This window comes from Streptomyces laurentii (genome assembly GCF_040635425.1).
Classification (GTDB): domain Bacteria; phylum Actinomycetota; class Actinomycetes; order Streptomycetales; family Streptomycetaceae; genus Streptomyces; species Streptomyces laurentii.
In genome coordinates this window covers 1-26,508 of sequence record NZ_JBEYHT010000051.1, presented here as the reverse complement: position 1 = coordinate 26,508, position 26,508 = coordinate 1, and the positions used below count along the sequence as shown (strand labels likewise).

24 protein-coding genes and 1 pseudogene are annotated in these 26,508 nt (G+C 72.0%); 14 read left to right on the top strand and 11 right to left on the bottom strand.

All coding sequences use genetic code 11. The annotated features are described in order from the left end of the window. The first annotated feature begins 78 nt into the window (after positions 1 to 78). Positions 79 to 981 (top strand): TIGR03619 family F420-dependent LLM class oxidoreductase, encoded by a 903-nt coding sequence (locus ABZ693_RS26790; RefSeq protein WP_359882129.1) that lies wholly within the window; start codon positions 79 to 81, stop codon positions 979 to 981. A 185-nt stretch (positions 982 to 1,166) separates the two neighbouring features. Here the strand turns inward: ABZ693_RS26790 and fabV are convergent, their stop codons facing one another. From fabV to ABZ693_RS26775, 3 genes are all read right to left on the bottom strand, one after another. Further along, positions 1,167 to 2,408 (bottom strand): enoyl-[acyl-carrier-protein] reductase FabV, encoded by a 1,242-nt coding sequence (gene fabV, locus ABZ693_RS26785; RefSeq protein ID WP_359882126.1) that lies wholly within the window; start codon positions 2,406 to 2,408, stop codon positions 1,167 to 1,169. Between the two features lie 309 nt (positions 2,409 to 2,717). Then, positions 2,718 to 4,070, bottom strand: coding sequence for a tannase/feruloyl esterase family alpha/beta hydrolase (locus ABZ693_RS26780; protein WP_359882123.1), 1,353 nt, complete (start codon positions 4,068 to 4,070; stop codon positions 2,718 to 2,720). Further along, positions 4,057 to 4,779, bottom strand: coding sequence for a molybdopterin-dependent oxidoreductase (locus tag ABZ693_RS26775; RefSeq protein WP_359882120.1), 723 nt, complete (start codon positions 4,777 to 4,779; stop codon positions 4,057 to 4,059). The genes ABZ693_RS26780 and ABZ693_RS26775 overlap by 14 nt, the downstream gene beginning before the upstream one ends. A gap of 407 nt (positions 4,780 to 5,186) precedes the next feature. On the opposite strand from ABZ693_RS26775, the gene ABZ693_RS26770 reads away from it, so the two are divergent. After that, positions 5,187 to 5,684, top strand: a complete 498-nt coding sequence (locus ABZ693_RS26770) for a hypothetical protein (RefSeq protein ID WP_359882118.1) — start codon at positions 5,187 to 5,189, stop codon at positions 5,682 to 5,684. Positions 5,685 to 5,827: 143 nt separating this feature from the next. On the opposite strand, the gene ABZ693_RS26765 is transcribed toward ABZ693_RS26770, so the two are convergent. Beyond that, entirely contained in the window at positions 5,828 to 6,367 is a 540-nt protein-coding gene (locus ABZ693_RS26765) for a 2'-5' RNA ligase family protein (protein ID WP_359882116.1), read from the bottom strand. Positions 6,368 to 6,628: 261 nt separating this feature from the next. Between ABZ693_RS26765 and ABZ693_RS26760 the strand changes: the two genes are divergently transcribed. Both ABZ693_RS26760 and ABZ693_RS26755 read left to right on the top strand, forming a co-directional pair. After that, positions 6,629 to 6,829 (top strand): hypothetical protein, encoded by a 201-nt coding sequence (locus tag ABZ693_RS26760; protein WP_359882113.1) that lies wholly within the window; start codon positions 6,629 to 6,631, stop codon positions 6,827 to 6,829. 227 nt (positions 6,830 to 7,056) lie between these two features. Further along, complete coding sequence (locus ABZ693_RS26755) at positions 7,057 to 7,668, top strand: GPP34 family phosphoprotein (protein ID WP_359882111.1); 612 nt, start codon at positions 7,057 to 7,059, stop codon at positions 7,666 to 7,668. A 290-nt stretch (positions 7,669 to 7,958) separates the two neighbouring features. Here ABZ693_RS26755 and ABZ693_RS26750 read toward each other — a convergent pair whose 3' ends face one another. The 4 genes from ABZ693_RS26750 to ABZ693_RS26735 form a co-directional block, all read right to left on the bottom strand. Further along, positions 7,959 to 9,107 (bottom strand): glycosyltransferase, encoded by a 1,149-nt coding sequence (locus ABZ693_RS26750; RefSeq protein WP_359882108.1) that lies wholly within the window; start codon positions 9,105 to 9,107, stop codon positions 7,959 to 7,961. Between the two features lie 629 nt (positions 9,108 to 9,736). Next, entirely contained in the window at positions 9,737 to 10,570 is an 834-nt protein-coding gene (locus ABZ693_RS26745; RefSeq protein WP_359882106.1) for an SDR family oxidoreductase, read from the bottom strand. 159 nt (positions 10,571 to 10,729) lie between these two features. Further along, positions 10,730 to 11,242 (bottom strand): peptide-methionine (S)-S-oxide reductase MsrA, encoded by a 513-nt coding sequence (gene msrA, locus ABZ693_RS26740; RefSeq protein WP_359882103.1) that lies wholly within the window; start codon positions 11,240 to 11,242, stop codon positions 10,730 to 10,732. Positions 11,243 to 11,459: 217 nt separating this feature from the next. Beyond that, complete coding sequence (locus ABZ693_RS26735; protein ID WP_359882101.1) at positions 11,460 to 12,008, bottom strand: CGNR zinc finger domain-containing protein; 549 nt, start codon at positions 12,006 to 12,008, stop codon at positions 11,460 to 11,462. A gap of 71 nt (positions 12,009 to 12,079) precedes the next feature. On the opposite strand from ABZ693_RS26735, the gene ABZ693_RS26730 reads away from it, so the two are divergent. Further along, on the top strand, positions 12,080 to 12,622 hold the full coding sequence (locus ABZ693_RS26730; RefSeq protein ID WP_359882098.1) for an NUDIX domain-containing protein: 543 nt from the start codon (positions 12,080 to 12,082) through the stop codon (positions 12,620 to 12,622). A 99-nt stretch (positions 12,623 to 12,721) separates the two neighbouring features. Here ABZ693_RS26730 and gdhA read toward each other — a convergent pair whose 3' ends face one another. After that, the gene (gene gdhA / locus ABZ693_RS26725) at positions 12,722 to 14,062 is read right to left on the bottom strand and encodes an NADP-specific glutamate dehydrogenase (RefSeq protein ID WP_359882189.1); all 1,341 of its coding nucleotides are present in this window, start codon (positions 14,060 to 14,062) and stop codon (positions 12,722 to 12,724) included. 369 nt (positions 14,063 to 14,431) lie between these two features. On the opposite strand from gdhA, the gene bla reads away from it, so the two are divergent. The 5 genes from bla (at position 14,432) to ABZ693_RS26700 (ending at position 20,926) form a co-directional block, all read left to right on the top strand. Further along, positions 14,432 to 15,361 (top strand): class A beta-lactamase, encoded by a 930-nt coding sequence (gene bla / locus ABZ693_RS26720; protein WP_359882096.1) that lies wholly within the window; start codon positions 14,432 to 14,434, stop codon positions 15,359 to 15,361. A gap of 322 nt (positions 15,362 to 15,683) precedes the next feature. Further along, complete coding sequence (gene lanL / locus ABZ693_RS26715) at positions 15,684 to 18,467, top strand: class IV lanthionine synthetase LanL (RefSeq protein ID WP_359882094.1); 2,784 nt, start codon at positions 15,684 to 15,686, stop codon at positions 18,465 to 18,467. 47 nt (positions 18,468 to 18,514) lie between these two features. Next, positions 18,515 to 18,670 carry a VenA family class IV lanthipeptide gene (locus tag ABZ693_RS26710; RefSeq protein WP_359882092.1) on the top strand — a complete coding sequence of 52 codons (156 nt, stop codon included), beginning with the start codon at positions 18,515 to 18,517 and terminating at the stop codon, positions 18,668 to 18,670. 280 nt (positions 18,671 to 18,950) lie between these two features. Then, a complete protein-coding gene (locus tag ABZ693_RS26705) occupies positions 18,951 to 20,069 on the top strand; it encodes an ABC transporter ATP-binding protein (protein ID WP_359882091.1) in 1,119 nt (372 codons plus the stop codon). After that, on the top strand, positions 20,066 to 20,926 hold the full coding sequence (locus ABZ693_RS26700; protein WP_359882088.1) for an ABC transporter permease: 861 nt from the start codon (positions 20,066 to 20,068) through the stop codon (positions 20,924 to 20,926). Before ABZ693_RS26705 ends, ABZ693_RS26700 begins: the two co-directional genes overlap by 4 nt. Before the next feature lie 40 nt (positions 20,927 to 20,966). Here the strand turns inward: ABZ693_RS26700 and ABZ693_RS26695 are convergent, their stop codons facing one another. Continuing rightward, the gene (locus ABZ693_RS26695; RefSeq protein WP_359882086.1) at positions 20,967 to 21,539 is read right to left on the bottom strand and encodes a tetratricopeptide repeat protein; all 573 of its coding nucleotides are present in this window, start codon (positions 21,537 to 21,539) and stop codon (positions 20,967 to 20,969) included. A 204-nt stretch (positions 21,540 to 21,743) separates the two neighbouring features. Here ABZ693_RS26695 and ABZ693_RS26690 point away from each other — a divergent pair, with 204 nt between their 5' ends. Next, complete coding sequence (locus ABZ693_RS26690) at positions 21,744 to 22,250, top strand: lamin tail domain-containing protein (RefSeq protein WP_359882084.1); 507 nt, start codon at positions 21,744 to 21,746, stop codon at positions 22,248 to 22,250. A 192-nt stretch (positions 22,251 to 22,442) separates the two neighbouring features. Further along, a complete protein-coding gene (locus ABZ693_RS26685; protein ID WP_359882082.1) occupies positions 22,443 to 23,717 on the top strand; it encodes an MFS transporter in 1,275 nt (424 codons plus the stop codon). A 35-nt stretch (positions 23,718 to 23,752) separates the two neighbouring features. Here the strand turns inward: ABZ693_RS26685 and ABZ693_RS26680 are convergent. Continuing rightward, positions 23,753 to 24,955, bottom strand: a pseudogene (locus ABZ693_RS26680) (erythromycin esterase family protein); the annotation flags it as partial. Between the two features lie 58 nt (positions 24,956 to 25,013). Between ABZ693_RS26680 and ABZ693_RS26675 the strand changes: the two are divergent. Further along, entirely contained in the window at positions 25,014 to 25,763 is a 750-nt protein-coding gene (locus ABZ693_RS26675) for a MerR family transcriptional regulator (protein ID WP_359882079.1), read from the top strand. A 148-nt stretch (positions 25,764 to 25,911) separates the two neighbouring features. Then, complete coding sequence (locus ABZ693_RS26670) at positions 25,912 to 26,379, top strand: MarR family winged helix-turn-helix transcriptional regulator (protein WP_359882076.1); 468 nt, start codon at positions 25,912 to 25,914, stop codon at positions 26,377 to 26,379. The last annotated feature ends 129 nt before the right edge of the window (positions 26,380 to 26,508 follow it).

Sequence of the window (26,508 nt, the reverse complement as noted above, 5' to 3'; positions counted from 1 at the left end):
GCTGACCGGCTGCGCGGTGGGCCGTGTGGAAGACTGCGCACCCGTCACGACTCCCCACCCTCGCCGCAGGAGGACGTCATGAAGTTGGGTTTCGCTCTGCCCCAGTTCCACCGCCAGGCGTTCGAGGTCGCGCGGACCGCGGAGTTCGCCGCGGCCGTCGAGGAGGCCGGGGCCGCCAGCCTCTGGGTGGGCGACCGGAACCTGGCCGCCGTGAATCCGGTCGTCGGGTACGGCGGGCGGGGCACGACCATTCCCGAGGAACTCAACCCGACTGCCGACCCGTTCGTTCTCCTGGGCGTCGCCGCGAGCGCCACCCGGCGGGTACTCCTGGGCAGTCACGTCATCGTCGCCCCGCTGTATCCGCCCGTCCAGCTGGCCCGGTCGCTGACGACCGTCGACCTGATCAGCGGCGGCCGTCTGCTGCCGGGCTTCGGCATCGGCTGGTCCCCCGAGGAATTCCAGGCGGCCGGGCTGGACTTCGCCCGCCGCGGGGCGCGCATGGACGAACTGCTCGACGCCCTGGATGTCCTGTGGACCGAGGACCCGGCGGGATACGAGGGCGCCCAACTGTCCGTCCCGGCACACCACTCGCCGCTCAAGCCGGCCCGGCGGCCCCGGCCTCCGTTCTATCTCGGCGCGCTGTCCGAGCGCGCGCTGCGCCGGGTGGCCCGGCGCGGCGACGGCTGGCTCCCGTTGTGCGTCGTTCCGAGCTACGTCGACATCGACGGGCTCCTCGCCCAGCGCGCACTGCTGGACCGGCTCACCCGCGAGGCCGGCCGCGACCCGGAGGTGATCGACACGGTGCTGCGGGTGAACATCGACGCGGGTACCACCACGTCCCTGGTCGCCGACACGGTCCGGCGCGTGCACGAGCGCACCGGCATCGACCACTTCATGATCGACTCGATGTACGACGCCGACAGCGTCGACGCCGCCCTCGCCCTCGCTCAGGACGTACTGAAGCGCGTGGACCAGGGCTGACCTGCCGTCACTGCCGGTTCGACGCCCAGGGATCCGTACGTGGGATCCCGGCCGCGCGCGGGTGAAGGTCCAGGCATCTCAGCGGAAGGCCGGACACCGGTCGGCGCGAGCGCGCGGGCGACGCTTCGTGGCTCGCGCCGGCTTTCCGCGCGTGACGCCCCTCGTACGGCACCGTCGCTCCGGGATCAGAGCGTGGGGCCGGGCCAGGGGATGCCGGTGGCCACTGGGGCGGTGTAGTCGACGCCCGGCACGGAGAACCCGTACAGCCGCCGTACCTCGCCGTGGAACCAGTCGAGGTCGGCCAGACCGGCGATGGTGTCGGTCGTGGCGGCCTCCCAGCGCGCGGCGACGGCGGTCTGGACTTCGTCGGACAGTTCCCAGGCGTCCAGACGGACGCGGCCCTCGTCGTCCAGGGCGAGCGGGGTGGCGCCGGCCAGTTGGTCCCACAAGGCGGCGAGTTGATGCACCGGCGGCATCATCCGCTGTCCGAGGACGGCGCGGAGCAGGCCGGTGTACAGGGCGATGCCGGGGATGGCGGTGGAGGACTGGGTGACGGCGGCGCCGTTGACGGAGGTCACGGCCCGTCCGCCCACCGTCTTGCCGAGGCGCTCGTTCAGGGTGCGGGCGGTGTCCTCCAGGTGCGTCTTGGCCGCGCCGATGGTGCCCTGCCGGTAGATCGCCGCCGTCAGCGGCGATCCGATGTACGAGAGGGCGGCGGTGGCGAAGCCCTCGCCGAGCAGGCCCCGGCCGGCCAGGTGGTCGATCCAGCGCGCCCAGTCCGCACCGCCCATCACGGCCACGGTCTGCTCGACGTCGTCGCCTTCGGCCGGACCGGTCTCGACCTCGCGCACCTCGGGAGCGCCCTCGTCGTCGAAGACCAGGGTCTTGGTGCGATTCGCGGACCCGATCGGCTTGAGGACGGAGGCGTAGGCGGCGCCGGTGTCCGGGTCGGTGCGCCGAGGCGCGGCCACCGAGTAGATCAGGTAGTCCAGCCTGCCGCCGAAGCGCTGTTCGAGGAGGTCGGCGACCTGGTTCTTCATCGTGTCGGAGAACGCGTCGCCGTTGAGGAACACCAGATCCCGCCCGGCGGACCGGGCGAGGTCGGCGGTGGCGGCGGTGCGGTACCAGCCGGCCGTGGCGGTGCGCCGCGCGGTGGGGGCCTTCTCGAAGGAGACCGCGATGCCGCGGATGCCGGCGCGCTTGAGTCCGGCGACGGTGGCCGCGAGGCCGTACCCGGCCGAGGAGCCGATGATCAGAGCCACCGGACCGGCGCCCTCCGGCGCGCCGGCGGGCTCAGCTGGCTCTGCGGACTCTGCGGACTCGGGGCAGGCCTGCCACATGTCGGCCACCAGTCGCTCGCAGCCCGCCGGGTGGGAGTCGAGGAAGAGGAAACCCCGGTTGCGGGGGCTGAGAACGCGTTCGTTCACGATGTGCAGTCCTTGGATCGACCGGGTCGAAGCCGCGGCAGCCGGCCGGGCTGCCACGTACCGCAAGTCTGCGACGGGGCGGACACGGACCGCGGCCCCCGCCACGGACAAGGATCGCCAGTCGATCTTGGAGTGTTCCCCGCTTTCGGCCGAGCGCGGCCGGGGGGGCGTCTTCGCCTGGGGCGGGTTACGGGAGGAAAAAGGACGGTCTCGGCCCGCCCCCTGGGTGGGCGGCGGGCCGAGACCGTGCCGCGCGGACGGTCCGTTGGGGATCGCGTCCGCGCGGGCCGGCCGGGAAGGGGTGGCAGGTCAGCGACGGGGCGGGGTCACGCACCGAAAGCTGTCGGCGGCGGCCGGGTCGCCGTGGCCCCGGTAGCGGGACTCCTTCGGGTAGGCGCACAGGTCGCGGGTGACCTGCTTGCCCGTCGAGTCGGTCAGGGTGGCGGTGAGCGTCTCGGGCGCCTTGCCCTCCTCGACCCAGGCGCGCAGGGCGCCGAGGTCGTCGGTCTGACCGGTCAACGCACAGTGTGCGGCACCCGGCGCGAGGAAGACGCGGTAGAAGTCGTCGGCCCTCGCGGCACCGCCCAATGTCCGCTCGACCTGCTGACGATATGTCACCGTGCCCCGGGTCGGGATGAGTTGATCCTGCTGACCGTGCCAGGTCAGCAGCTTGCCGCCGGACGCGCGGAAGGCGGACAGATCCGGGTCGTCGGTGCCGATGACCTCGTCGTACTCGGCCTGGGACTGCCGGAACAGCTCGGTGAACCGGGCGTAGGTGATCGTCGAGACGTCGAACCCGGGCTGCTTCTCCAGCCAGGAGGCGACCCAGGAGGCGGGTACGGGGAACGCGGCGCCCTTGAGCTCGCCGTCGGCGTCCGGCAGGGTGCCCGCGAGGAACGGGTACTTGAGGTCGGCGCCGACCGGAACGCCGGACCACAGCTTCACACCCGAGGTGGTGCGCGGGCCGTCCGTCTGCGCCCGGGCAGCCGTCGTGGGGGACTCGCGCCTGCTCCCGGCGGATCGGCCGTCCGGCTCGTCGGCGCGTTCCTCGTCCAGCCACCGGGGATGGTGCCGGTCCGCCCAGGGGCGGGTGACGTAGCCGGTCCGCATGCCCCGTCGCGCCTCGGGATCCGCGTACGCCTTGCGCAGGTGACCGACCAGGACGAGGGCGATCACCCAGGCCAGGATGTCGTGCACGAAGATCGCGCCGGCGCGGGAGAGGAAGGGCAGGAAGCCCATGAACCACATCGGCAGGCCGGTGAACATCATGACCAGCACGGCACCGGCGATCCAGCCCGCGTAGAGCTTCTGCCCCGCGTTGAACTTGCCTGCCGGGCGGTCCTTCGGCTTCGTCAGCCCTCTGCGAACGGCCCGCAGCCACCTCCTGTCGTACACCGCGAAGCGATTCAGACGGCGCAGGTCGGCGCGGAACTCGGGGGACAGCAGCCCCAGCAGGAGCGGTACGGGGAGCAGGATGCCGGACCACCGGTGAACGCCGGCCACGAGCGGGCGGCGTCCGACGAGTTGGGCGAGCGGGTTCAGGTACAGGCAGGCAGCGGCGACCAGACAGAGCAGCATGAGCCAGCCGGTGGCCCGGTGGACGATCCGCTGCGGGGGGCCGAAGCGCCGCACCCGGCCGGCGTCCCGTTCAGACAGAGCCATTGTCCCGGTCCGCCCCGTCGAGCCAACCATCGACCGGATAGCCGCGCTCCTCCCAGAATCCCGGGATCACCTTCTCGGTGACCTCGATGCCGGAGAGCCACTTGGCCGACTTGTAGAAGTACATCGGCGCCACGTAGAGACAGACCGGGCCGCCCTGTTCATGGGTGATCGGCTTGTCCCGCATGTTCAGCGCGACCAGGATGTGCGAGCGGCGCGCCTGCTCCAGAGTGAGGCTCTCGCTGTAGGCGCCGTCGAAGCAGGTGAACCTCACCGCGGCGGCGCTGCCTCGTACACCGGCGGCGTCGAGCAGTTCGGCCAGCTTCACCCCCTCGAACGGAGTGTCGTCCACCCGCCACCCGTCGGTGCACACCACGTCGGCGACGACACGTGACTGCGGCAGTGCGCGCAGCTCGGGCAGCGTGTAGGACCTGGGGCGATCGACCAGACCGCCGATCGTCAGCGCGTAGGTGCGCTCGTCCTTGCGCGGCACCGATCCGACGACGCTGAAGTACCGGAACCCGCCCGGGTTGGGCAGTAGCCCGGTGAGTCCGGTGCGGTCGGCCTGGGAGGCGGCAGCGAGGGCTTTGTCCCAGCCCCGCTGGAGAGGAGGTGCCGCGACGACCCCCAACGCCCCGGCGGCCAGCATGCCCAGCAGCGCGCGCCGCCCCACCGGGGCGCCGACCACGCTTGGTTTCGGCCCATCTTCCATGTCCGTTGCCCCTTCGCGGCACACAACTTGCTCGGTAACCTGTTTGAACGGTTAGCATCGTGATATGCGCCGATGGAGGTGTCAAAGCATCCGAATGCATGCGGCGCTTCAAATCACCCTTTTCTTCGGTTACTTGACGCCGCGTCGCTGCTCCACCTGAGGCCCGACCCGTACGGCGCGGCAGTCTTGATGGCGGCACTTCGATGGAAGGGACGTGCCGTACACCCGTCTCGTGGGACTCTCTGGACACACTTCAGAGGCAGGCTGTACGAGTGAACCGGCGCACCGCCCGACATATCGCGAGCCACCTCACGCCGGGGCGCTGTCACCGCGCCCACGCCTCCTGCGCGTGCACTCGGGCGTGGGTACCATGCGCAGCGTCATCCACTACTAGGGAGTGAACGGTTGTGACCAGGCAGTCAGCCGCCACGCTCCGCGCGCGGCTCGTCGATCAGGCCGCGTCGGATCTGGAAGAGAACCGTCGGCGTCAGCGGGAGCTGGCCGAGAAGATCAAGCTGCTGAAGCAGGAAGAGGCCATCCTGGTCGACATCCTTCGCCTCGCCGAGAAATACGAGGGCTTGGCCGAGGCGTCCCTCCTGTCCGAGCAGGCCCCGAAAAAGCCCGCACCCGCCGAGGCGAAGTCCCGCCGGACAGCCGCTTCGACGCCCCCGAAGGAGACCTCGCGGCAGCCTCTGCTCGGAGATCTCCTGCTGTCCCTGCTCGGCGCTCACGAAGAGCCGCGCCCGGCGAAGGAGTTGCGGGACGAACTCCTGGAGAGACACCCGGACCGCAGCCCCACCCCGCAGGTCGTGCGCAACACCCTGGAGTCGCTCGTGGCCAAGGGCCGCATCCGACGTCACAAGCAGCAGCGGTCCGTGAAGTACACCCTTACCGCGAGCGCTTGACCTCCCGCGCTCCGCCCTGCCCGGTGGGCGCTTGCGGCATGCGCCAGTGCCTGTGCGCCCCACGGGCATCCGACGCGGCCGGGCGCCTCGATGCCGATCGAGGCCCTTCTACGCGTGTGGCCGCCAGGCCCTCATGATCCGTCTCACCGCCCGAGCGCGAACGACACTCGCTCCTGCCACTTCGCGCCGTCGTAAACGACGAGTTGAACCGATGAGACGTGAGCCGTGAACGGGAGCCGGCCGGCGAGATCCGCCTCGATTTCCCCCAAAACCGCGTCCTCCTGCCCTTGAGCGATGGTCAGGTGCGGCACGACCTCGGCGAATCGGCCACCGTACGGTGGAGCCTCGGGCCATCGGCCGGCGATCGCCTCCGTGAGCTGCCGCAACCGCATGTCGGGCTCGGGGACGAGATAGAGCACTCCCGGAAACCCGCCACACTTCTCGAACCGCAGGTCGAAAGACGGGTGACCACTCAGCACGTCCGCCAGTTCGGCGTGCACGTGCGCATCCATCCGGCTCTCGTCGAGGAACGGGAAGAGCACCGTGACATGGGCCGGGACCCCGGATTGAGCCGCGGGGTCGAACCTCTCACGCCACCCGCGAACGGACGGCTCCGCCTCCGGGATCCGCACGACAAGTCCTGTCTGACCTGCCCGAAACCCGCTACTGCTGTCATCTGCCATGACACCGCATGATGTCAGCTCCGTCGCGGGCAGCACGGCGATTTTCCCGATGGGTGATCACGCCAACCCCAAAGGGAGTAACTAGCTTGACCGGTTACGAAGTCGATCGCTAGCTCTGTTCACGTCGTAACTCTTTTAGTCGGTTACGAGCAGAGCGGGTGCCATGCCTTCCGGGCCACAAGCCGCAGGTCCACGCACCGGCGAAGACATCGGAATCGCTCACCACACCAACCAGGGCCGACCGGACAGACGGGCGAGGACATGGAACTCACGACGTACGTCAACCTGAGCCGCATCACAGGCTGGCCGTCGCCCATCAGCCACGAAGAGGCCGCCGATCGACCGGCCCCGGAGCGGGCGACCCCGGTCACCGGTGCCGGGCTCGACGCCACACGCCTCTGGGTCTGGGCGGCCGTCGCGCCCCTGTCCGGTCACGGGCCGGCGGCCTCCGACTTCTGCTGAACGATCCGGCCGGGGCGTAAGGGCGATGGCATCCCCTCTCTTACCGGCCCCGGGCACCGCCGCGTACGTCTCCCCCGCCTTTCCACCGGCTCCAGCGAGGCGGGGCAGCTCCCGGTACCGGAAGTCGTAGGGTGGGAGGCGTATGTGTTCGTTTGTTCGCTTCGGTTCCGGCCACACGCGACCGGTCGCTCGGTCCGCGTGTCGGCATATGAGGATGTGAGGCCTTCATGACCACAGCACGCAGCCTCCTTCTGGTCGTCCTGGACCAGGCCCACGGCCGGGCGGTGAGCCCAGGCGATCTGTCACTCGCGCTCGCCGGGGCGGAACTCGTCGACCTGCTCGGGGCCGGCGCGGCCGCGCTCCACGAGGATCGCGTCGTGCCGGATCCTGGCGCCGCCCCGGCCGATGCGCTTCTGGCGCAGGCGTTCGCCGCACTGCGGCGAGAAAAGCCGTACGAGCCGGTCGGCGACTGGCTGTGGCGCAGGGGCGAAGGGCTGGCCGACACCTATGTCGGCGTCCTGGAAGCGGAAGGGGCGCTCAGCGCCCGGCGTCGTGGGCGCCTCTTCGCGGACGGCGCGCTCACCCTGGCGGATTCGCCGGACCGCCGCCGCGCGGTGGAGGCGTGGTCGTCCGCCGACCCCGTACTCGTCAGCCTCGGGGAGGAAATGGGAATCATCGGCGCGTCCGTACCGGATCCGGAGTCGCTTGAATCCCTCGACGACTCGGTGACCCTCGTCCTGGCCGCCGTCGGTGACGCACTGCTGGAGCTGGAAGGCGTACGGCAACGGCGCACCATCGAGCAGGCTGCGTTCGACAACGTCTGGCGCGGCTCCAACTGACCCGCCAGTCGGTTCTCACGGACGAAGCGGCGCATCGACGATTCCGGCGCGTACGAATTGCACGGCGGTCGACATCGGGACGCTCTCAGCCCGCGACGACTGGACTGCCATGGCCGCGGGCTGTCACGGATGGGGAGCGAACATGTCGCCGCACGCCCTTCCGGTACGGCTCAAGCGGCGACGGATCCGTACTTCGGCATGCCGCTGTGGTTGCGGGCCGAGACCCGGCACGGGTGGCTGTGGGCGTACAACCCCCGTGCCCGTTGTCCGGACACGGGGACGGATGGGCGTCACTTGTCACGGGCGCTGCCGAGCTCGGCGGCGAGCAGATCCGCGATCTCGCGCGGCGAGGGCATGCCGGCGATCTGTTCGGCGGCGCGGACCGCGTTGTCCCGGTACTCCGTGCTCCCGAGCACCTCCGTCACGGCCCGGACCACGTCCTCGGGGCCCGCCGGCGGCAGGACGGCGACGCCCGCACGCGCGCCCGCGACGGCCGCGGCCTGGACGAACTGGTCGGCACCCTGCGGGACGACCACCATCGGCAGCCCGCGCGAGATGGTGCCCAGTGTCGTTCCGGCCCCGCCGTGGGTGACCACGAGGTCGATGCCCCGCAGGAGTTCGGCGAGCGGGGTGAAGCCGACGAACTCGACGTGGTCGAGGCCGTCGCCGTAGTCCGCGGCCGTGGCGGTCAGGCCGAGGGTCACGACCAGGTCCGCCTCCGGAGCGAGGGCGTCGATGACCGGGCGCAGGACGGCCGGCTCGGCGAAGACGGTGCCGAAGGAGAGCAGCACCTTGGGCTTGGCCCCGCCGGTTGCGCGCGGCGTCGTAGGGACGGACTCCGGCGTCCGGGAACCCTGGTGCGCCTCGGGCCGCAGCGGAAGGTGTCCTCGCGGCGGCTGCCAACCGGGGCTCTGGAGCAGCTCGGGGCAGGGGTCGAGGTACCAGGAGGGCACGGGCGGGGTCAGCCCGCGCTCTTTGAAGCGCCGTTCGGCGACGGCGTCGAAGACGTCGGTGAACTCGGCGGGCAGCAGTGGGCCGAACGCCAGCTTGGCGTACGGAACTTCCAGCGCGGCGGCGACGAGCGGGCCCACGTAGTCGGTGGCTTCGGCCACGATCAGATCAGGGCCGAATTCGCGGGCCGCGGCGAGCGCGGCGTCCGCGGTGAGGTCGACCCGCGCGCCGGCGAACAGTTCGGCGGCGACGGCGGGGTCGGGCACCGTCGGATCGTCCGCACCCGTGCGTCGGACCGCCTCCTCGAGCAGGGCGGGCATCTCCGGACCGACAGGGAGAAGCGGGATCTGTTCGGCGACGAGAAGGGACTCGTAACCGGCCGCCGTGAGTACGGCCACCTCGTCGCCGCGCTCACGGAAGGCGCGAGCGAGCGGAAGCTGCGGCAGCAGGTGACCGTGTGCCGGGGTGCTGGAGAAAAGGATGCGCATGTGGGCGATCCTAGGACGCCACTCCGCGTTCACACCCGGATTTCAGCCAACACACCTGACTCACCGCTGAAGAAACCCTGTCGGGTAGAGTCGGCAGGTGAACGGAGGGCGAAGCAGGGGCCTCATCCTGGCTTTCGCGCGCCCCTGGGCAGAGTGGACAGAGAATCGATACTGTCGCGTCGATCACCCAAGTCCGCTGGTGAAATCGGCTACTTGTCGCACAGACAGTCAGCCGGACTACACCGTCCCCGAGTCGACTTGGCGCGTATTCCGCCCTACACGCCCCGCTCGCCACCACCCAACTCGCCACCGACTGGACAGGTTATTTCACACGTGGCCATCATCAGTCATCCGATCAGGTGTGACACAGACGCCCGAACCCGCAGGCGAGGAGATCTCGGACATGAAGGCCACCCGCGGCAACATCCCGGTCGTCATCAATGCCACGGCCCTCATCGCCTGCCCCCGAACGACGTAGCAGCCCCACCCGGGCGGGAAAGAACCTTCCGCGCGGCCCCCGGCATCACGACCCGCCGCCGGGGCCGCGAAGCTTGAGCGCCACAACCGGAACGCGCCTCGACGCCGGCTCCCCTCATCCGGCGTCAGGGCCGATGTCGGGCCCGCGCTGGTCAGCGGAAGGCGGCGGCGTTCTCCGCAGCCCAATGCCGGAACGGGCGGGCCGGGGATCCGGTGATTCGTGCGACCGTGTCGCGCACCGCCGACAGTTCCTCGTTGACGTCCCCGCCGGTGACGTCCAGAACCGCGTCCGCCGCGTCGGCACCGAAGACCGTGACCATCCGTGCGTACGCCTGGGCACGGCTGATCTCTGCGAACGGGATCTCCCGCCCGATTGCTTCCGCGATGGCCTCGACCTGCTGGCGGGCGGTCACCGGCTCCGGGCCGGTCAGGGCGTGGACGCGTCCGTGGTGGCCGGGTTCGGTCAGCGCCGCCAAGGCCACCGCCGCGATGTCCGCCGGGTGGATCGTGGGCAGCGCGGCGTCCGCGTACGGGGCCTGGATCGTCTCGCCTTGCCGTATGGATGCCGCCCACATCAGGGCGTTCGAAGCGAATTGCGTCGGCCGCAGGATCGTCCATGCCATGCCCGAGGCCTTGAGCGCTTCCTCGACCGCGGACTTCTCGGCGGCGGGCACCACATGCGGATGTGTCTCGACGGTGATGGAGGACACCAGAACCACGTGCTCCACGCCCGCCCGCCGGGCCGCCGCGAGGATGTCGGCATCCGGCCCCAGACCCGACACGAGATACAGCGCGCGTACGCCGTCCAGCACGGACGCCAAGGACGCGGGCTCCCCCAGATCCCCCTCGACGACCTCGACGCCTTCCGGCAGTGCCGCCTTCGCCACCTGCCGGGTGAGCCCCCGCAATGGGCCGACACCGCGCGCGTACAACGCCCGCAGCAGCGCACTTCCGGTGTTTCCGGTGGCTCCGGTCACGAGGATCACAAGCGTCTTCTTCCGTCGTCGGGTGATCAGCTGACGACACGCTAGAAACTCAAGTGCGCTTCAGGTCAAGGGAGTCGGGGCCGATCCCGCGACCGCGCGCGTTCGCTTGGCCGCGAGACGCACGCGGTCGCGGGATCGCCGGGCCGGCCGTACGTACCGTCAGGACTCGTCCCGCCTCGGCAGCCGCCAGCCGGGGCGCGGGAAGTGGCAGGTGTAGCCGTCCGGGTAGCGCCGCAGATAGTCCTGGTGCTCGGGCTCGGCCTCCCAGAACGGGCCCGCCGGGGTGACCTCGGTGACCACCGGTCCCGGCCACAGTCCCGAGGCGTCCACGTCGGCGATGGTGTCCTCGGCGACCTTCCGCTGCTCGGCGTCCAGGTAGAACACGGCGGAACGGTAGCTGTCCCCGATGTCGTTGCCCTGACGGTCCCGGGTGCTCGGGTCGTGAATCTGGAAGAAGAACTCCAGCAGGGTGCGGTAGTCGGTCACCGCCCCGTCGAAGACGATCTCGACGGACTCCGCGTGCCCGGTGTGATGGCGGTACGTCGGGTGGGCCAGGTCGCCACCGCTGTATCCCACCCGCGTCGCCAGGACTCCGGGCTGCGCGCGGATGAGCTCCTGCATACCCCAGAAGCAGCCGCCCGCCAGTACGGCCCTCTCCTCGCTGCCGGTCATCGTCCGTCACCGTCCTCTTCGCGTGTCGCATCGCCTCCCGGCCGGTCTCGCGAGGCCGGTCGGGCAGCCTGGGCGTGCCACCTCCCGGATGACACACCCGCAGACTGGCACACGCGATATAACCAGTCAAGCAGGTGATTTATGTCGGCGGACAGAAGTACGGCAGAGGCGCGGAGCGCTCCTCGGGTCTGCCGGCCAACGCCCGGCCAACGCCCGGTCAGGCCTGGGCGGCGTGCTGTCGTGCCCGGTAATTGGCGGCCTTGACCCGGTTGCCGCAGGTCCGCATCGCACACCATTCCCGGCGGTGGCCCCGCGAGCGGTCGAGGTAGACCTGCGTGCACTCCGGGCGGGCGCACTCCCGCAGCAGCGTGGCCTCGTCCCCGCCCAGCAGCTGGACCGCCTCGCGGGCCAGTGCCGCCAGCCCCTGTGCGACCGAACCGGTCCGCATGACTCCGTCGGGGCCCAGCCGCAGCGTCACCGGCAGGCCGGACGCGTGCATGTTCACCTCGGCCACCGCCTCCACCGGGAGGGACGCGCCGTCGAGCCGGGCGACCACCAGGTCGTAGATCGCCTCGCGCAGCTGCACGGTGATCGTCACATCCGCCTCGTTCGCGCCGGGCGCCAGGTCCAGCATCTCCGACTCCAGGAACCAGTCGTCCAGGAGCCCGGGCGTGGCCAGCTTCTCCAGCGGCGCGGCGTTGCGGCGCGCCCGCAGCGTGCCGACGAAGTCGAGGCAGAGTGTCCCGCAGGGAAAGGCATGATTCACGTAACCATATTGACCAGTGACATCACGCATTGCAAGCCCCTGCCCCGGGGACGGCCACCATACTGGCCGCCATGACGAACGCTCCCGACACCCCGCCGGTCCCGTTCTCCCGGATCAAGATCCGGGCCGGGGCCCTGGTCTTCTGCGGCGACGACGTCGCCCTGATCCGCCGCGACCGCGCCGACTCCACCCACTACACCCCGCCCGGCGGCAACGTCGAGGACGGCGAGGACCTGGAAGAGGCCCTTGCCCGCGAGCTCTCAGAGGAACTCGACCTCGATGTCGCCCAGGCCGAAGGCGGCGACTTGATGTGGGTGGTCGACCAGCGTGTCACCCGTCCCGGCCCGACCCCGTCGCCGCGCAAGCTCCACCTGATCTACCGCCTCCACATCTCCCCCGAGGTCCGGGCAGGCCTCGCCGAGACCGAGCAGGACGAACTCCCCGACGGCGGCTACGAGACCGGTGTCATCGAGTGGATCGACTACCGCGCGACCGCCGGACTGCCGCTCTTCCCTCCCCTCGGCCCCGCCCTCGCCGCCCTCCCCGACCCCCGCGCCGCCGTCACCGACGCCTCCCTCGAAGCCGTCACCGACGAGAACTACACCTGGGTGTGACCGCGGCCCGACCCACTGCCACGCCTCGCCGTACGCCGTACCACTCTGTACGCCGTACGCCCTGTGCACCCCCGGCAGGCGCGGCGAGGAGGGGCAGGGTCAGATGATGCCCTGGGCGAGCATCGCGTCGGCGACGCGCTCGAAGCCGGCGGCGTTGGCGCCAAGGACGTAGTCCCCGGGGGCGCCGTACCGGTCCGCGGTCGCGCGCAGGGTGGTGTGGATGTCGCGCATGATGTCGGTGAGGCGGGTCTCGACCTCCTCGAAGGTCCACGACACCCGGGCCGCGTTCTGCTGCATCTCCAGGGCGCTGGTGGCGACCCCGCCGGCGTTGGCCGCCTTTCCGGGGCCGAAGAGGACGTCCGCGTCGCGCAGGATGTGGATGGCGCCGGGGGTGGTGGGCATGTTGGCGCCCTCGGACACCGCCTTCACCCCGTTGCGTACGAGAGTGAGCGCGGCGTCGGCGTCCAGTTCGTTCTGGGTGGCCGAGGGGAGGGCCACGTCGGCGGGCACGTCCCAGACGCTGCCGCCCGCCACGTACCGTGCGGAACCGCCGCGGCGTTCGGCGTAGTCGCAGATCCGGCCGCGCTCGACTTCCTTGATCTGCTTGAGGAGGTCGAGGTCGATGCCCTTCTCGTCGACGACGTAGCCGCCGGAGTCCGAGGCCGTCAGGACGTGGGCGCCCAGCGCCTGGGCCTTCTCGATCGAGTAGAGGGCGACGTTCCCGGAGCCGGAGACGGTGACCCGGCGACCGTCCAGGTCGTCGCCGCGGGTCCTCAGCATTTCCAGGGCGAAAAGGACGTTGCCGTATCCGGTCGCCTCGGAGCGGACCAGGGAGCCGCCCCAGCCGATGCCCTTGCCGGTGAGGACGCCGGGCTCCCAGCGGTTGGTGAGGCGCCGGTACTGGCCGAAGAGATAGCCGATCTCCCGGGTGCCGACGCCGATGTCGCCCGCGGGTACGTCGGTGTGCTCGCCGAGGTGGCGGTGGAGCTCGGTCATGAAGGACTGACAGAAGCGCATCACTTCGGCGTCGGAGCGGCCCCGGGGGTCGAAGTCGCTGCCACCCTTGCCACCGCCGATGTTCAGGCCGGTCAGCGCGTTCTTGAAGATCTGTTCGAAGCCGAGGAACTTGACCGTGCCGAGGCCGACGGTCGGGTGGAAGCGCAGCCCGCCCTTGTACGGGCCGAGGGCGCTGTTGAATTCGACGCGAATGCCGCGGTTGACGTGCACCCGGCCGGCGTCGTCCTGCCACGGCACCCGGAAGATGATCTGCCGCTCGGGCTCCACGAGGCGCTCCAGGACGCGGGCCTCCAGGAGCTCGGGGCGGGCGGTGAGGACCGGCTCCAGGGTCTCCAGGACCTCGCCGAGGGCCTGGTGGAACTCGGGTTCACCGGGATTGCGCCGCAGCACCTCGGCGTGGAGCGGGCGCAGCAGGGCGGGCATGGTCCCGTGGGTGGGCTGGGCGGGCAGCGTGGGCATGGGCATACCTCTCACGTGGACGTCGGTCGGGGGTCGCGTCCGGTGGCGTTCCCCGGACCGGCGACCCCCATGCGGAGCGGATCGTAAGGGAGTTCGGATCGCGCCCGTGGAGCCGTCCACAACGTGGAGCCCCTGGTGAAGAACGGCCTGGACACAAGGGGTCTGCCGACCCCGGCCGGGGGTCGGCGCGACGTCCCGCACCCGTCTCCATGGCCTCTTGCGCAACGCGAGGCACGTGGGCCGGGAGGATGAACCCGATATTGTTCGCGTGCTTCTCCATTCGCGGATAAATCCGCCGCGGATGCACCGACTTCAGACAGAGAGGACGCGGACGTGCCCACCGAGGGAAGCAGGAACCGGCGGTCAGTACTGGGGCTGGGTGTCGGCGCCGCACTGGCGGCCGTGCCGGCGGTGAGCGGGCCGGCCCATGCGGCGAGCGGAGTACGGAAGCGGGGGCGGGCGGCCGGTGTCGTACGGGCGCTGGCCGCCCTGGATCGGGAGCACGCGGCCCGGCTGGGCGTGTTCGCGCGGAACATGGTCACGGGTGCACAGGTGTCGTACCGCGCCGGGGAACCATTCCCGATCTGCTCGGTGCACAAGGTCGTGACGGCCGCCGCGGTGTTGCGCGATCTCGACCGGGACGGGGAGTTCCTCGCGCGGCGCGTCCGGTACAGCCACCAGGATGTCGCCGACTCGGGCTACGGTCCGGTCACCGGGACCGCCGAGCACATCGCGGACGGCATGACGATCGCCGAACTGTGCGCCGCGACACTCCAGTACAGCGACAACGCCGCCGACAACCTGCTGCTGCGCGAACTGGGCGGGCCGACCGCGATCACCCGATTCTGCCGCTCCCTCGGTGACCGGGTGACGCGCCTGGACCGCTGGGAGCCCGCGCTGAACTCCGCCGAGCCGGGGCGCGTGACCGACACGACGAGCCCGGCCGCGTTCGCGTACACGCTCACGGGTCTCCTCCTGGGCGAGGTGCTCACCCCTCGGGACCGGCACCGCTTGACCGCGTGGATGCGCGGCAACACCACCGGCACGGCCCGGCTGCGGGCCGGTCTTCCACCGGACTGGACGCTCGCGGACAAGACGGGCACCGGGGACTACGGGACCACGAACGACGCCGGGGTCGCCTGGACCGCCGACGGGACACCCGTGGTGCTGTCCGTCCTGTCCACCCGACCGCACCCGGACGCCGCCGCCGACGAACTCCTCCTCGCCCGTACGGCCACACTGCTGGCGGCGGCGATCGGCTGACGGCTCGGGGCCGGGGAGGGAAGCCCGCCACCTGCGGCGGCAGTGCCACCCGACGGGCCTCTTCCCCCGCGCGGTCACACTCCTCGCGCTCTTCCCACGCGCCGGGCGTGCCTCGGGCGGGTAAGGAGCGCGGTGGGCGTGCGAGGTGTCGGCGCCTTGCCGTGCGCGCCCGTGCGCCTCTTTCCGCGCGGGTCGCGCCTCTTGGTGGAAGAGCGGCGGCGCGCGCTCGCTGGATCAAGTGAACATGACAGGGCCCGTGTTGGTCGGTTCATGTCATAGGGCACCCTCCCGCCAGCGGTTCTCACCGTGGAGAGGGACAGGCATGACGAACCATGCGAGCGACGCCGATCTGGAAGACCTGCTCCGTCACGCGCTGCGGGCGACGGGCACGGACACCCGGTGGACCACCGACGCGAACGACATGTGGTGCCACGTCGCGCCGCTGTCCGGGACACGACGCGAACAGGGCTGGAAACTGCACGTCTCGGCGACGGCCGCCTCCGCGCCGGCGGTTCTCGCGCACGCCCTGGGCGTGCTGCTGCGGGAGGGTTCCGCGTTCAAGTTCGCCCGGTCGATCGAGCAGGTGAGTGCTCTCAACTCCCGTGCCACTCCCCGGGGGAACGCGGGCAAGTTCATCACCGTCTATCCGCGCTCCGACGCCGAGGCGGTCCGGCTGGCCGAGGAGCTGCACCAGGCCACGACGGGGCTGAGCGGCCCACGGATCCTGTCCGACCAGCCGTACACCCCGCAGAGTCTGGTGCACTACCGCTACGGCTCCTTCGTCGCCCGGCGGCGGCTGTCGGACGACGGTCTGCTGGTGTGGTTCATCGAGGACCCCGACGGCAATCCCGTGGAGGACAAGCGCACCGGTCACTACGCTCCGCCGGCCTGGGCCGTCAGTCCCTTCCCCGTCTCCGCAGTGCCCGCGCCGGCGCGCGGGGCGAAGCCCGCGGACGGCCCGGTGGTCATCGGCGGGCGGTACGCGGTGTGGGAGGCGATCCGGCACACCAACAAGGGCGGTGTCTACCGGGGTACGTGTGTCCGTACGGGCGCCCCCGTGGTGATCAAGGAGGCCCGGCCGCACGTGGAGGCCGACGCGAGCGGCTCCGACGTACGCGACTGGCTGCGCGCCGAGGCGCGGATCCTGGAGCGGCTCAAGGACACCGGACTGGCTCCGCAACCGCTGGGCTTGTTCGAACACGGCGGGCATCTGTTCCTGGCCGAGGAGCAAGTACCGGGGATCCCGCTGCGCAACTGGGTGGCGGAACGCTTCCGCGACGTCGGAGGCACGGCCTACCGCTCCGACGCGCTGGACCAGGCCGCGCGCCTGGTGGAGCTGGTCGCGGCGGCCCACGCGCACGGCTGCGTCCTGCGGGACTTCACGCCGGCGAACATCATGGTCCGCCCGGACGGCGAACTGCGGCTGATCGACCTGGAACTGGCCGTCATGGAGGACGAGTCCCCCCTGCCGACCCGGGTGGGGACGCCCGGATTCAGCCCGCCCGAGCGCCTCGTCGGCGCGCCCGTTCACGCGACCGGTGACTACTACAGTCTCGGCGCCTGCCTGTGCTTCGTCCTGGCGGGGAAGGTGCCGACCCTGCTGCCCGAGGAGCCCGACGCGCGGGCCCCGGAGCGGCGGCTCGCGGAGTGGCTGGCCGCCTGCGCCGGGCCGCTCGGACTGCCCGAGGACCTGGCGGAAACGATCCTCGGGCTGATGCGGGACGAGCCCGCCGAGCGCTGGGCCCCGGCCCGGGCGCGCGAGGTCCTCCGGAAGACGGTACCGGGGACGTCCGTTTCGTCGGTGACGTCGGTGCCCTCCGTATCGTCGGTGCCCTCCGTATCGCCGGTGCCCTCCGTACCGCCGGTGGCGTCCGAACCGCCCGCCCGGACGCACCGTGGCGCCCGGTCGAACCGCGGCGCCCCCGCCCCCGAAGCGCCGGCCGACGACGTGGACGAGGCGGTGGCCGGGGTCGTCGCCCATCTCGTCGACTCGATGACGCCGGACGACGACCGCCGGCTGTGGCCGGTGTCCACCTCGGCCGGGGAGAGCGGGCCGTGCACCGTGCAGCAGGGCGCGGCCGGAGTCCTGGCCGTCCTGACCCGGTACTGGGAGCTCACCGGTGATCCGCGCCTGCCCGACGTGCTCGCGACCGCGGGCCGCTGGATCGCGGACCGTACCGACCTCCGCTCGCCCCGCCCCGGCCTGCACTTCGGCGGCCCGGGCACGGCCTGGGCGCTGTACGACGCCGGGCGCGCCCTGGGCGACCGCCGGCTGACCGACCACGCGCTGGCCCTGGCGTCGGCGCCCCTGCTGTCCACGCCCCATCACGACATCACCCACGGCACCGCGGGCAGCGGTCTGGCCTTCCTCCATCTGTTCCAGCGCACCGGTGAGGCGCGCTTCGCCGAGCTCGCCGTCGACGCGGCGGACCGGCTGGCGGCCGCGGCGCGACGCGACGCGTCCGCGGTGAGCTGGCCGGTTCCGGCGGAGGCCGACGAGCCGGACGGGGGCAGCCGCTATCTCGGCTTCGCGCACGGGACCGCCGGGATCGGCTGCTTCCTGCTGGCGGCCTCGGCCGTCTCGGGATCCCGCGAGCACCTGGAGCCGGCCGTCCAGGCGGGCGAGTACCTGCTGGCCAGTGCCCTTGTCGTCGGCGGGGCGGCGCAATGGCCGGCCCGGGCCGGGGACGTGCCGACGGCCCCGTACTGGTGCCACGGGTCGGCGGGGATCGGGACGTTCCTCGTGCGGCTGTGGGAGGCCACCGGTGACGACCGGTTCGGCGAGGCGGCCCGGTACGGCACGTACGCCGTCACCGAGCGCGCCTCCCGGGCGGCCCTGACCCAGTGTCACGGCCTCGCCGGCAACGGCGACTTCCTCCTCGACGTGGCCGACGCCATGGGCGATCCGGCCACCCGGGCGCGGGCCGGGGAACTGGCCCGTCTCCTCGTCCGCGAAGGTGCCCGCCGCGGCGGCCATCTGGTCTTCCCCAACGAGTACGGGGACGTCTCGACGAGTTGGAGCGACGGTTCCGCCGGAATCCTGGGGTTCCTCCTGCGGATCCGGCACACAAGCCCCCGGCACTGGATGGTCCGGCTGCCGGGCTGAGCGGCGGGGATTCCGCCGCTCCCCACGAAAGAAGAAGGAGAAAGACCATGGAGAACCAGGACCTCGACCTGCTCGCCCACCTGCACGCCCTGCCGGAGACGGACCCGGTCGGCGTCGAGGAGGCGGCGTTCGCCTCGACCTGCGCGTGCGTGGGTCTGCTGACGCTCCTCAACACGATCTGCATCGGCATCAGCTGCGCCTGATCCGGGCACCATCCGGCCGGCGGCCAACCCGGGACAGCCGCCGGCCGGATGTCCGGCCAGGTACCGCGGCGCGGGTCGTACGGGGTTCGCCCCGTTCGCGGCCCGCGCCGCATCCGCGCACCGCGCGACGGATCCCCGCGCCGGCGATACGCCGGAGGCCGGGGCCACGCCGCCGGTGCGCCCCGCGACCGAGCCCGGTGCGCCGAGAGGGTGCGCACCCGCTCTGTCCGCCGCCCGGGTGCCCGGGGACGGCGAACCCGCGAGACGAGGAACGGACCCCATGCAGCCACCCGCCGGTGAGGACGCGCTCGCCCGAGCGGCCCTCCTGACCGCCGCCGTCACCAGCCCGCACGCCGCCGCCTCCCGGCCCCCTTCCCGGTCCGGGTACGCCGTCAGCACCCGCGGCCTGGTCAAGAGCTATCCGGGCCCCGACGGCACGCTCACCCACGCCGTACGGGGCCTGGACCTGGATGTCTCGTACGGTGAGAGTTTCGCCTTCCTCGGCCCCAACGGGGCGGGGAAGTCCACCACCATCGCTCTGCTGTGCGCGCTGGCCCGGCCGACCGCGGGCCGGGCCACGGTGGCCGGCGCCGATGTGCTCACCGAGCCGCATCAGGTGCGGCTGCGGGTCGGCATGCTCTTCCAGCACAGCGCGCTGGACCCGGATCTGACGGTCGAGCAGAACCTGTACGTCCACGCGCGCTTGTACGGGCTGCGCCGCGGGTACGCCCGCCGGCGGGCCGCCGAGGTGGTCGAGATGGTCGACCTGGCGGACCGGCGGCGCTTCCCCGTACGCACCCTGTCGGGCGGCATGCGGCGGCGCCTGGAGATCGCGCGCGGCATGCTGCACGCGCCGAGCGTGCTGTTCCTGGACGAGCCGACCACCGGGCTCGATCCGCATTCCCGCGCCCAGGTCTGGGAGCGCCTGCGCGCTCTGCGTGACCGGCACGGCAGCACGCTCTTCGTCACCACCCACTATCTGGAGGAGGCGGAGAACTGCGACCGCCTCGCCATCATCGACCACGGCCGGCTGGTGGCCCAGGGCACGCCGCACGCGCTGAAGGCCGCGATCGGGGACGACCGGGTCGTCCTGCGCACCGGTGACGACACGGCCGCGCTCCGGGTCGTACGCCGGGTCGTGCCGCTGCGCGGCGGGGTCACCGGGGACGCGGCCGGGGTCTGCCTGCGGGTGCCGGACGGCAGCGCCTGGATTCCCCGGCTGTGCGCGGAGCTGGAGGGTCACGGCATCGCGGTGCACGCGGCGTCCGCGACCCCGCCCACCCTCGACGACGTGTTCTTCCACCACACCGGCCGCAGCATGACCACCCCCTCCTCCGGACCGCCCGTGGCCGGCGCCGGCGAGGGCACGCCGGCCGCGGAGAGCGAGGGCGGACGATGACCGGCACGCTTCCCCTCGGCGCCCCCGAGACCGTCGACGGCGCTCAGCCGCCGGCCCGCCTGCGCCGCGAACTGCGCGCGATCCACGCCCTGGTCCACCGCGATCTGCTGCGGCTGGCCGGCCAGCGGACCCACACGGCGCTGATGCTGCTGCACCCGATGCTGTATCTGCTGCTCCTCGGGGGCGGCCTGGCCGCCCTCGTCCCCCGCTCCCAACTGGGCGTCGGCTACCAGACGTTCCTCTTCCCCGGCATGCTGATGATGACGGTGCAGGCACCGGCCATCATGGTCGGCGTCCGTCTGATCACCGACCGGGAGAGCGGCTACCTGCGCGAGCTGCTGATGGCCCCGGTGCACCGCGCGACCCTGCTGCTGGGCAGCTGCGCCGGCGGCACCCTGGTCGCCACGGTCCAAGGGACCGTGATGCTCAGCCTCGCCGGGGTGGTCGGACTCCCCTACGACCTGGTCCTGCTGGCGCTGCTCCTCTCCGCGATGGTCCTGGCCTCCTTCGCCGTCACCGCGCTGGCGGTGGCGCTGGCCGTGAGCCTGCGCAGGGCCGAGACGTTCCACATGTTCCTCGGCCTGGTGATGACGCCGCTGCTGTTCCTCTCGGGCTGCTTCTTCCCGTTGCGCGCGCTGCCCGGCTGGGCCAGGGTCCTGGCGGACGTCAATCCGCTCGCCTACGGGGTGGATCTGCTGCGCCGCTGCATCGCGCTGCGGGTGCCGGGCCAGGAGGCCGTCCGCGGCATCGAATGGGCCGGGCGGCCTCCGTCCCTCGCCCTGGAGGCCGCCCTGCTGCTGGCGAGCGGCGCGCTGGCGCTGCTGTGGGCCGCGCGCCGCTTCAGCCGCCCCGAGTGACCGGGGACACGGCGCCGCGCGACCCGGTGCCGCCGGACGGTCAGGCGTCGCGCGTCGCCGGATCGTCCAGCGCCTTCGCGTAGTTCGCGAGGGAACGGTTGTAGCGGGGCAGGTGACGGGCGAGTGCGCCGAGAGCCAGAGAGAGGGCCTCGCGCTCCCGGCCGGCGTCGGCGAGCGCGAGCGCGTAGAACGCGTCGACGGAGTCCGCGAGTTCCCGGGTCGGCTCGTCCAGGAGCGCGGGATCGATCGCGCGCTCGGCCCCGAGCATGGCCAGGCTGTCCTCAAGGGCGCCGAGGTTGCGCAATGTGCTGCCGAGCTGGACGGAGGTGCGTCGCCGCCGATATCCGCTGAGCCCGGCGGCCAGCGCCTGCCGGTAGAGCGGAGCGGCCACGTCGCCCTGCCCCGTGGAGTCGTGGGCCGAGGCCAGTTCGAAGGCGGCGACCGGGTGGCCGTCCGGGAGTTCGGCGGTCAGTTCCCTCACCCGGGCCCGGAACTCCTCCGGGGGTACGTCGTCCATCGCGGCCCACACGCGCGCGATCCGCGCCTCCCAGTCGGCGCTGGGGGCGGGCAGGGCGGAATCCGTGGTCCGCTGGTCCGGGTTCACCGCTGTCATGACCGGCCTTTCGTTCGACGGCGTCCCATCATCGACAGCCGGGCCCGCCCTGTCGAGCACGCGCCGGAGACCCCGTCCATGACCGTGCCGACGAGCGAGGCGAAGCAGGTCACCTACGAAATTTCCATACGATCCACATATTTTCATGATGATCAGTAGGCTCGCGCGTGCACCATTCGTACCACTGAGGGGGGAACACACCTCATGCGCAAGCGCTACACCCTGGCGACAGCCGCGGCCACGGCGGCCACCGCCGGATTGCTGGCCGCCGTCACCGCGGCACCCGCCCAGGCCGCCGAGTACACCTCGGACCTGCGGATCAAGGGCGTCCAGTACGACGCTCCGGGCCGGGACGACAACCGCTGCAGCGGCGGCAACACCAAGAACGAGTACCTCACGATCAAGAACTACTCGCGCAAGACGACCGTCAACCTCAAGGGTTACGTGGTCAAGGACGCGACCGGCAACAAGTACACCTTCACCGCCAACCACTACCTGGAGCCGGGCGACTTCGTGAGCCTGCGCGGGGGCCGCGGCACCGATTCCGACGCGGGCAACGTCGCCTACCGCCAGAACTGCAACTTCATCTGGAACAACGACAAGGACACCATCAACCTGTTCAAGCCGTCCGGCGCCCGGGCCGATGTCCACGCGTACTCCAAGAGCGCCAACGACCGTGACGGGAACGGCTACATCACCTTCCACGGCTGACATCTCCGCCACCGACGGGTTCCGACGCGGCACCCGCTCCCGGGACACCACGTTCCGGGAGCGGGTGCCGGGCACGGGGACGGCGTGCGGGAGCGGGATGGAGGCGCGGGACACGGGCGCGGAAAGCGGCCCAGGTTCACGCGTCCTCAATGGCCCAGAGAACATGGGCCACTCCGCCCTAACTTCATGTGCATGGCGAACGAATCACTTCCGGCCACCCGCGGCCCGCGGGCTCCCCGCACCCTGTTCCTGGCCCAGTTGGGCAACTCGGTCGGCGACGGTGCCTTCTACGTCTCCAGCGCGCTCTACTTCACCCGGATCGTCGGGCTCTCCCCGTCCCAGACCGGCGTCGGGCTCGCGATCGCCTGGGCCGTCGGTTCCCTGGCCGGGGTACCCCTGGGGCATCTCGCCGACCGGCGCGGGCCGCGCGGCGTCTGCGTCGTCATGGCCCTGGTGACCGCGGCGGCCGTGGCCGGCTTCCTCTTCACCACGTCGTTCGCCGCCTTCCTGACGACGGCCGCCCTGTACGCGACGGCCCAGAGCGGTCTCGCCGCGGCGCGGCAGGCGCTGCTCGCCGGTCTCGTGGAACCGGCCGCGCGCACGGCGGTCCTGGCCCGGCTGCAGGCCTTCGGAAACGCCGGTCTCGCCGTGGGCGCCGCCCTCGGCGGGCTCGCGCTCCAGCAGGGCACGCGCACCGCGTACCTCACCGTGTTCGCCCTGGACGCCGCCGGGTTCCTGCTGTGCGCCCTGCTCCTCGGCCGCCTGCCCGCGCCCGCGCCGGCCGCGCCGCGGGGCGGCGACACACGGCGGCTCGCGGTCCTGAGCGACCGGCCCTACACCGTACTCACACTCCTCAACGCCCTGCTGCTCCTGCGGCTGCCGCTGCTCAGCCTGGCCCTGCCGCTGTGGATCGTGGAGCGGACCACCGCGCCCGGCTGGACCGTGTCCGCGCTCTTCGTCCTCAACACCACCGGCGTCATGCTCTTCCAGGTCCGTGCCGCCTGCTCCGTCACCGACCTGACCGCCGCCACCCGCGCGGTCCGCGGCTCCGGGGCCGCGATGCTGGCGGCCTGCGCCGCCTTCGCGCTCACCGCGTACCTCGGTCCGGATCCCTGGCAGGCCGTCGCGGTCCTCGTGCTCGGCGCGGTGCTCCAGATCATCGCCGAGATGCGGCAGTCCGCCGGCTCCTGGCAGATCGGCTTCAGCCTCGCGCCCGCCGACCGGATCGGCCAGTACCAGGGCTTCTACGGCACCGCCGTCCCCCTCGCGCGTACCTTCGGTCCCCTGCTGGTGACCACGCTGCTGATCGACTGGGGCACGCCCGGCTGGCTCCTCCTCGGCGCCGTCTTCGTGCTCGCGGGCGCGGCCACCGGCCCGGCCACCCGCTGGGCCGAGCGTTCCCGGGCCGCGGCCTCGGCCGCGCCCGTCCCCGAGGCGCACCCCGCGCCGGCGACGCGAGGTGCGTGAGGCCAAGGTGGCGGACCCTCAACGGTGTCCGGGGTGACGTCCTTGACGAACACCAGGCCGTCGATGTCCGTCAGGCGGGCCGGGTCGAGCGGGGCGTAGCCGTACCACGGGGAGACACGGGGCGCGGGCGGCGTGTCGCCGAGTGCGGCGGCGAGCCGCGCGGGGTCGACGAGGAAACGGTCCTCCGGACGGGCGTAGAGGAGTCCTTCGACGGTGTCCGGCGGCGGTGTGCCCACGCCCTCGTGCCGGATCGTGCCGAGGGCCGTGGCCACGAAGGCGTATTCCACGCCGAGCCGGGCCTGCACCAGCGCGCCGGCGCTCCACCATTCCACCGGCTGCCCGTCCATCCGCATCGCGCTCTTCTCCCGCTGGAGATGGGAGTTGTGCGTGTGGACGAAGACCGGGCCCCGGGCGGCGAGGGCGAGGAGGTTGTGGGCCATCATCCCGTCCCGCCCGCTCACCAGCCGGGCCATGCGGACGGGTGAGGTGTCGGCCATCGCGTGGTGGTGGCGGAGCAGACCGGTGGCGGTACGCGCGTACAGCCGGCCCCGGTCCCAGTCGGCGTGGGAGGTCGCGGCGATCAGGTGGGGTGTCTGTTCGTCGAGGAGGGCCGTGAGTTCGTCGGCGAGCAGTCGCAGCCGCGCGGCCTCGGCGGTCCGGCCGGCGGAGCGGGACGGGTCCCGCATGGCGGCCGGTTCGGTCCACTGGTCGTCGGTACCGAGGAGACGGTCGAGCGCCTGCGCCGTACAGGGCAGCAGGTTCGCGGAGACATGGGCCGCGAGGTAGGCGTGGAGGGCGGTGAGGGCCTGGCGGGGGCTCGCGGCGCCGGTGATCTCCAGCGGACCGTCGAAGCCGGCGAAGCGTACCCATTCCTCCGCCGGCCGCTCCGCGTTGTGGGCGCGCATCCAGCGGACGAGTGCGCGGTTGGCGGCGAAGGCGCCCCAGCCGTGGCTGAAGCCGTGCTCCATGACGGCGTCGAGGGTGCCTTTACCGGAGGTGACGTAGTCGTCCACGGTCAGGCCGCGCAGGCAGTCGCTCTCGATCGCGAGGGTCCGGTAGCCCTCCTGTTCGACGAGCCGACGGAAGAGGTCGTTGCGCAGGCGGAGGAGGGTTCCGTCACCGTGGGTGGGCTCGCCCAGGGCGAGGATCCGGGGCCGGACCGGCAGCAGTCCCAGGAGGGCGGCGGGGTCGACGGCGTGAACGGGGTCCGTGAGGGTGTCCGTGATGTCGTGGGCCATACCCTCGACGCTATCGTTGAAGATTCGATTGAGACTTTCGCGCGAGATCGGCGGTTTCATGGGGCGAAACCTTCAAACCGGTGGTCGGCTCAGGCCGATCGATCTGGCCCGCGCGCACGGTCTGTCCACCCAGGCGGTAAGGAATTACGAGGAGGACGGGATCCTGCCGGCCGCCGACCGCACGGCTCACGGCTATCGCACGTACACCGCGCTGCACGCCGAGGCCCTGCGCGCGTTTCTCGCTCTGGTCGGCGGCCACGGCCATCGGACGGCGGCGTCGATCATGCGGGCCGTCCACCAGGGCGCGGACGACGAGGCGTTCCGGCTCGTCGACGAGAGTCACGCCCGGCTTCTGGAGGACCGGCGGACTCTGCGGGCCGTGGAGGACGCCCTCCGCGGCCTGGATCCGCGTACGACCCCGGAGGGCAGGCCGGAGGACAGGCGAGAGCCGGGATCGCGGGCGGCGGATACGTTCATCGGGCCGCTGGCGCGGAGGCTCGGCATCCGGCCCGCGACGCTGCGCGCGTGGGAGCGGGCCGGCCTGGTGCGGCCGCGCCGCGACGCGCGGACCGGGTACCGGGTGTACGACGAGGCCGATGTACGGGACGTGCGGCTGGCCCATCAGCTCCGGCGCGGCGGCTACCCGCTGGCCCGGATCGCCCCGCTGATCACCCGGGTACGGGCGGCCGACGGGCTGGAACCGCTGGAGACGGCGCTGGACGACCTGCGGGTCCGCCTGTCCACCCGCGGTCGGGCACTGCTGAGGGGGGCCGCCGCGCTGGAGCGATACCTGCGGGAGCGAGAATGAGCCCACCCGGCGGGACGACGGTTCCGCACCCCGCACCCCGGCGTCGTTGTTTGCACTGGCGCTCTATAGGCTCTAGCCGATATTTCGCCGCGTGACTTACCCTGGACGCCAGTCGCGCCCTCGGCGCCCGGAAGGAGACCCGGACTCCATGACCGCCACAGACCCCGCGCTCACCGCCCTCGCCAATGGCTGGGGTGCCCTGTCCCTGCTGCACAGCCGGATCGAGGCGCACATCGAGCGCGCCCTGCAGTCCCGGCACGACCTGAGCGTCCGGGAGTACTCGTTGCTCGACGTGCTCAGCCGCCAGCACGACGGCGAGGGCGGGCACCTGCAGATGAAGCAGGTCGCCGACGCGGTCGTCCTCAGCCAGAGCGCCACGACCCGGCTGGTGAACCGGCTGGAGGACCGCGGGCTCCTGTCCCGGTACCTGTGCCCGACGGACCGCCGCGGCATCTACACCAATGTCACCGCCGCCGGCCTGGAGCTGCTCCAGGAGGCCCGGCCGACCAACGACACCGCCCTGCGGGAGGCCCTGGCCGAGGCCGCCCGGAATCCGGAGCTGTCCTCCCTGGTCGAGGCGGTGGAGGCGGTGGACGCCCCCCTCGTGCGCTCGTAGCACGCCCATGCCTCATGCCTTCTCGCCCGTGCGCCCCGACGCCCCCCGGCGGGGGGCCCGCGCGGCTTGGGGCCCCCGTGCGGCACCCGGGCACCCCCCCGCCCGGCCCCCCGCGCGGACCCGCGGGGC

What these genes read in the sequence shown, in the direction of transcription:
- ABZ693_RS26710 (WP_359882092.1), top strand. Translation starts at nt 18,515, where the DNA reads ATGGAGAACCAGGACCTCGACCTGCTCGCCCACCTGCACGCCCTGCCG.
- ABZ693_RS26780 (WP_359882123.1), bottom strand. Translation starts at nt 4,070, where the DNA reads ATGGCTCTGTCTGAACGGGACGCCGGCCGGGTGCGGCGCTTCGGCCCC.
- ABZ693_RS26750 (WP_359882108.1), bottom strand. Translation starts at nt 9,107, where the DNA reads ATGCGCATCCTTTTCTCCAGCACCCCGGCACACGGTCACCTGCTGCCG.
- ABZ693_RS26755 (WP_359882111.1), top strand. Translation starts at nt 7,057, where the DNA reads ATGACCACAGCACGCAGCCTCCTTCTGGTCGTCCTGGACCAGGCCCAC.
- ABZ693_RS26765 (WP_359882116.1), bottom strand. Translation starts at nt 6,367, where the DNA reads ATGGCAGATGACAGCAGTAGCGGGTTTCGGGCAGGTCAGACAGGACTT.
- ABZ693_RS26700 (WP_359882088.1), top strand. Translation starts at nt 20,066, where the DNA reads ATGACCGGCACGCTTCCCCTCGGCGCCCCCGAGACCGTCGACGGCGCT.
- ABZ693_RS26705 (WP_359882091.1), top strand. Translation starts at nt 18,951, where the DNA reads ATGCAGCCACCCGCCGGTGAGGACGCGCTCGCCCGAGCGGCCCTCCTG.
- ABZ693_RS26670 (WP_359882076.1), top strand. Translation starts at nt 25,912, where the DNA reads ATGACCGCCACAGACCCCGCGCTCACCGCCCTCGCCAATGGCTGGGGT.
- ABZ693_RS26730 (WP_359882098.1), top strand. Translation starts at nt 12,080, where the DNA reads ATGACGAACGCTCCCGACACCCCGCCGGTCCCGTTCTCCCGGATCAAG.
- ABZ693_RS26690 (WP_359882084.1), top strand. Translation starts at nt 21,744, where the DNA reads ATGCGCAAGCGCTACACCCTGGCGACAGCCGCGGCCACGGCGGCCACC.
- ABZ693_RS26790 (WP_359882129.1), top strand. Translation starts at nt 79, where the DNA reads ATGAAGTTGGGTTTCGCTCTGCCCCAGTTCCACCGCCAGGCGTTCGAG.
- msrA (WP_359882103.1), bottom strand. Translation starts at nt 11,242, where the DNA reads ATGACCGGCAGCGAGGAGAGGGCCGTACTGGCGGGCGGCTGCTTCTGG.
- ABZ693_RS26760 (WP_359882113.1), top strand. Translation starts at nt 6,629, where the DNA reads ATGGAACTCACGACGTACGTCAACCTGAGCCGCATCACAGGCTGGCCG.
- ABZ693_RS26775 (WP_359882120.1), bottom strand. Translation starts at nt 4,779, where the DNA reads ATGGAAGATGGGCCGAAACCAAGCGTGGTCGGCGCCCCGGTGGGGCGG.
- lanL (WP_359882094.1), top strand. Translation starts at nt 15,684, where the DNA reads ATGACGAACCATGCGAGCGACGCCGATCTGGAAGACCTGCTCCGTCAC.
- gdhA (WP_359882189.1), bottom strand. Translation starts at nt 14,062, where the DNA reads ATGCCCGCCCTGCTGCGCCCGCTCCACGCCGAGGTGCTGCGGCGCAAT.
- ABZ693_RS26685 (WP_359882082.1), top strand. Translation starts at nt 22,443, where the DNA reads ATGGCGAACGAATCACTTCCGGCCACCCGCGGCCCGCGGGCTCCCCGC.
- ABZ693_RS26695 (WP_359882086.1), bottom strand. Translation starts at nt 21,539, where the DNA reads ATGACAGCGGTGAACCCGGACCAGCGGACCACGGATTCCGCCCTGCCC.
- ABZ693_RS26675 (WP_359882079.1), top strand. Translation starts at nt 25,014, where the DNA reads ATGGGGCGAAACCTTCAAACCGGTGGTCGGCTCAGGCCGATCGATCTG.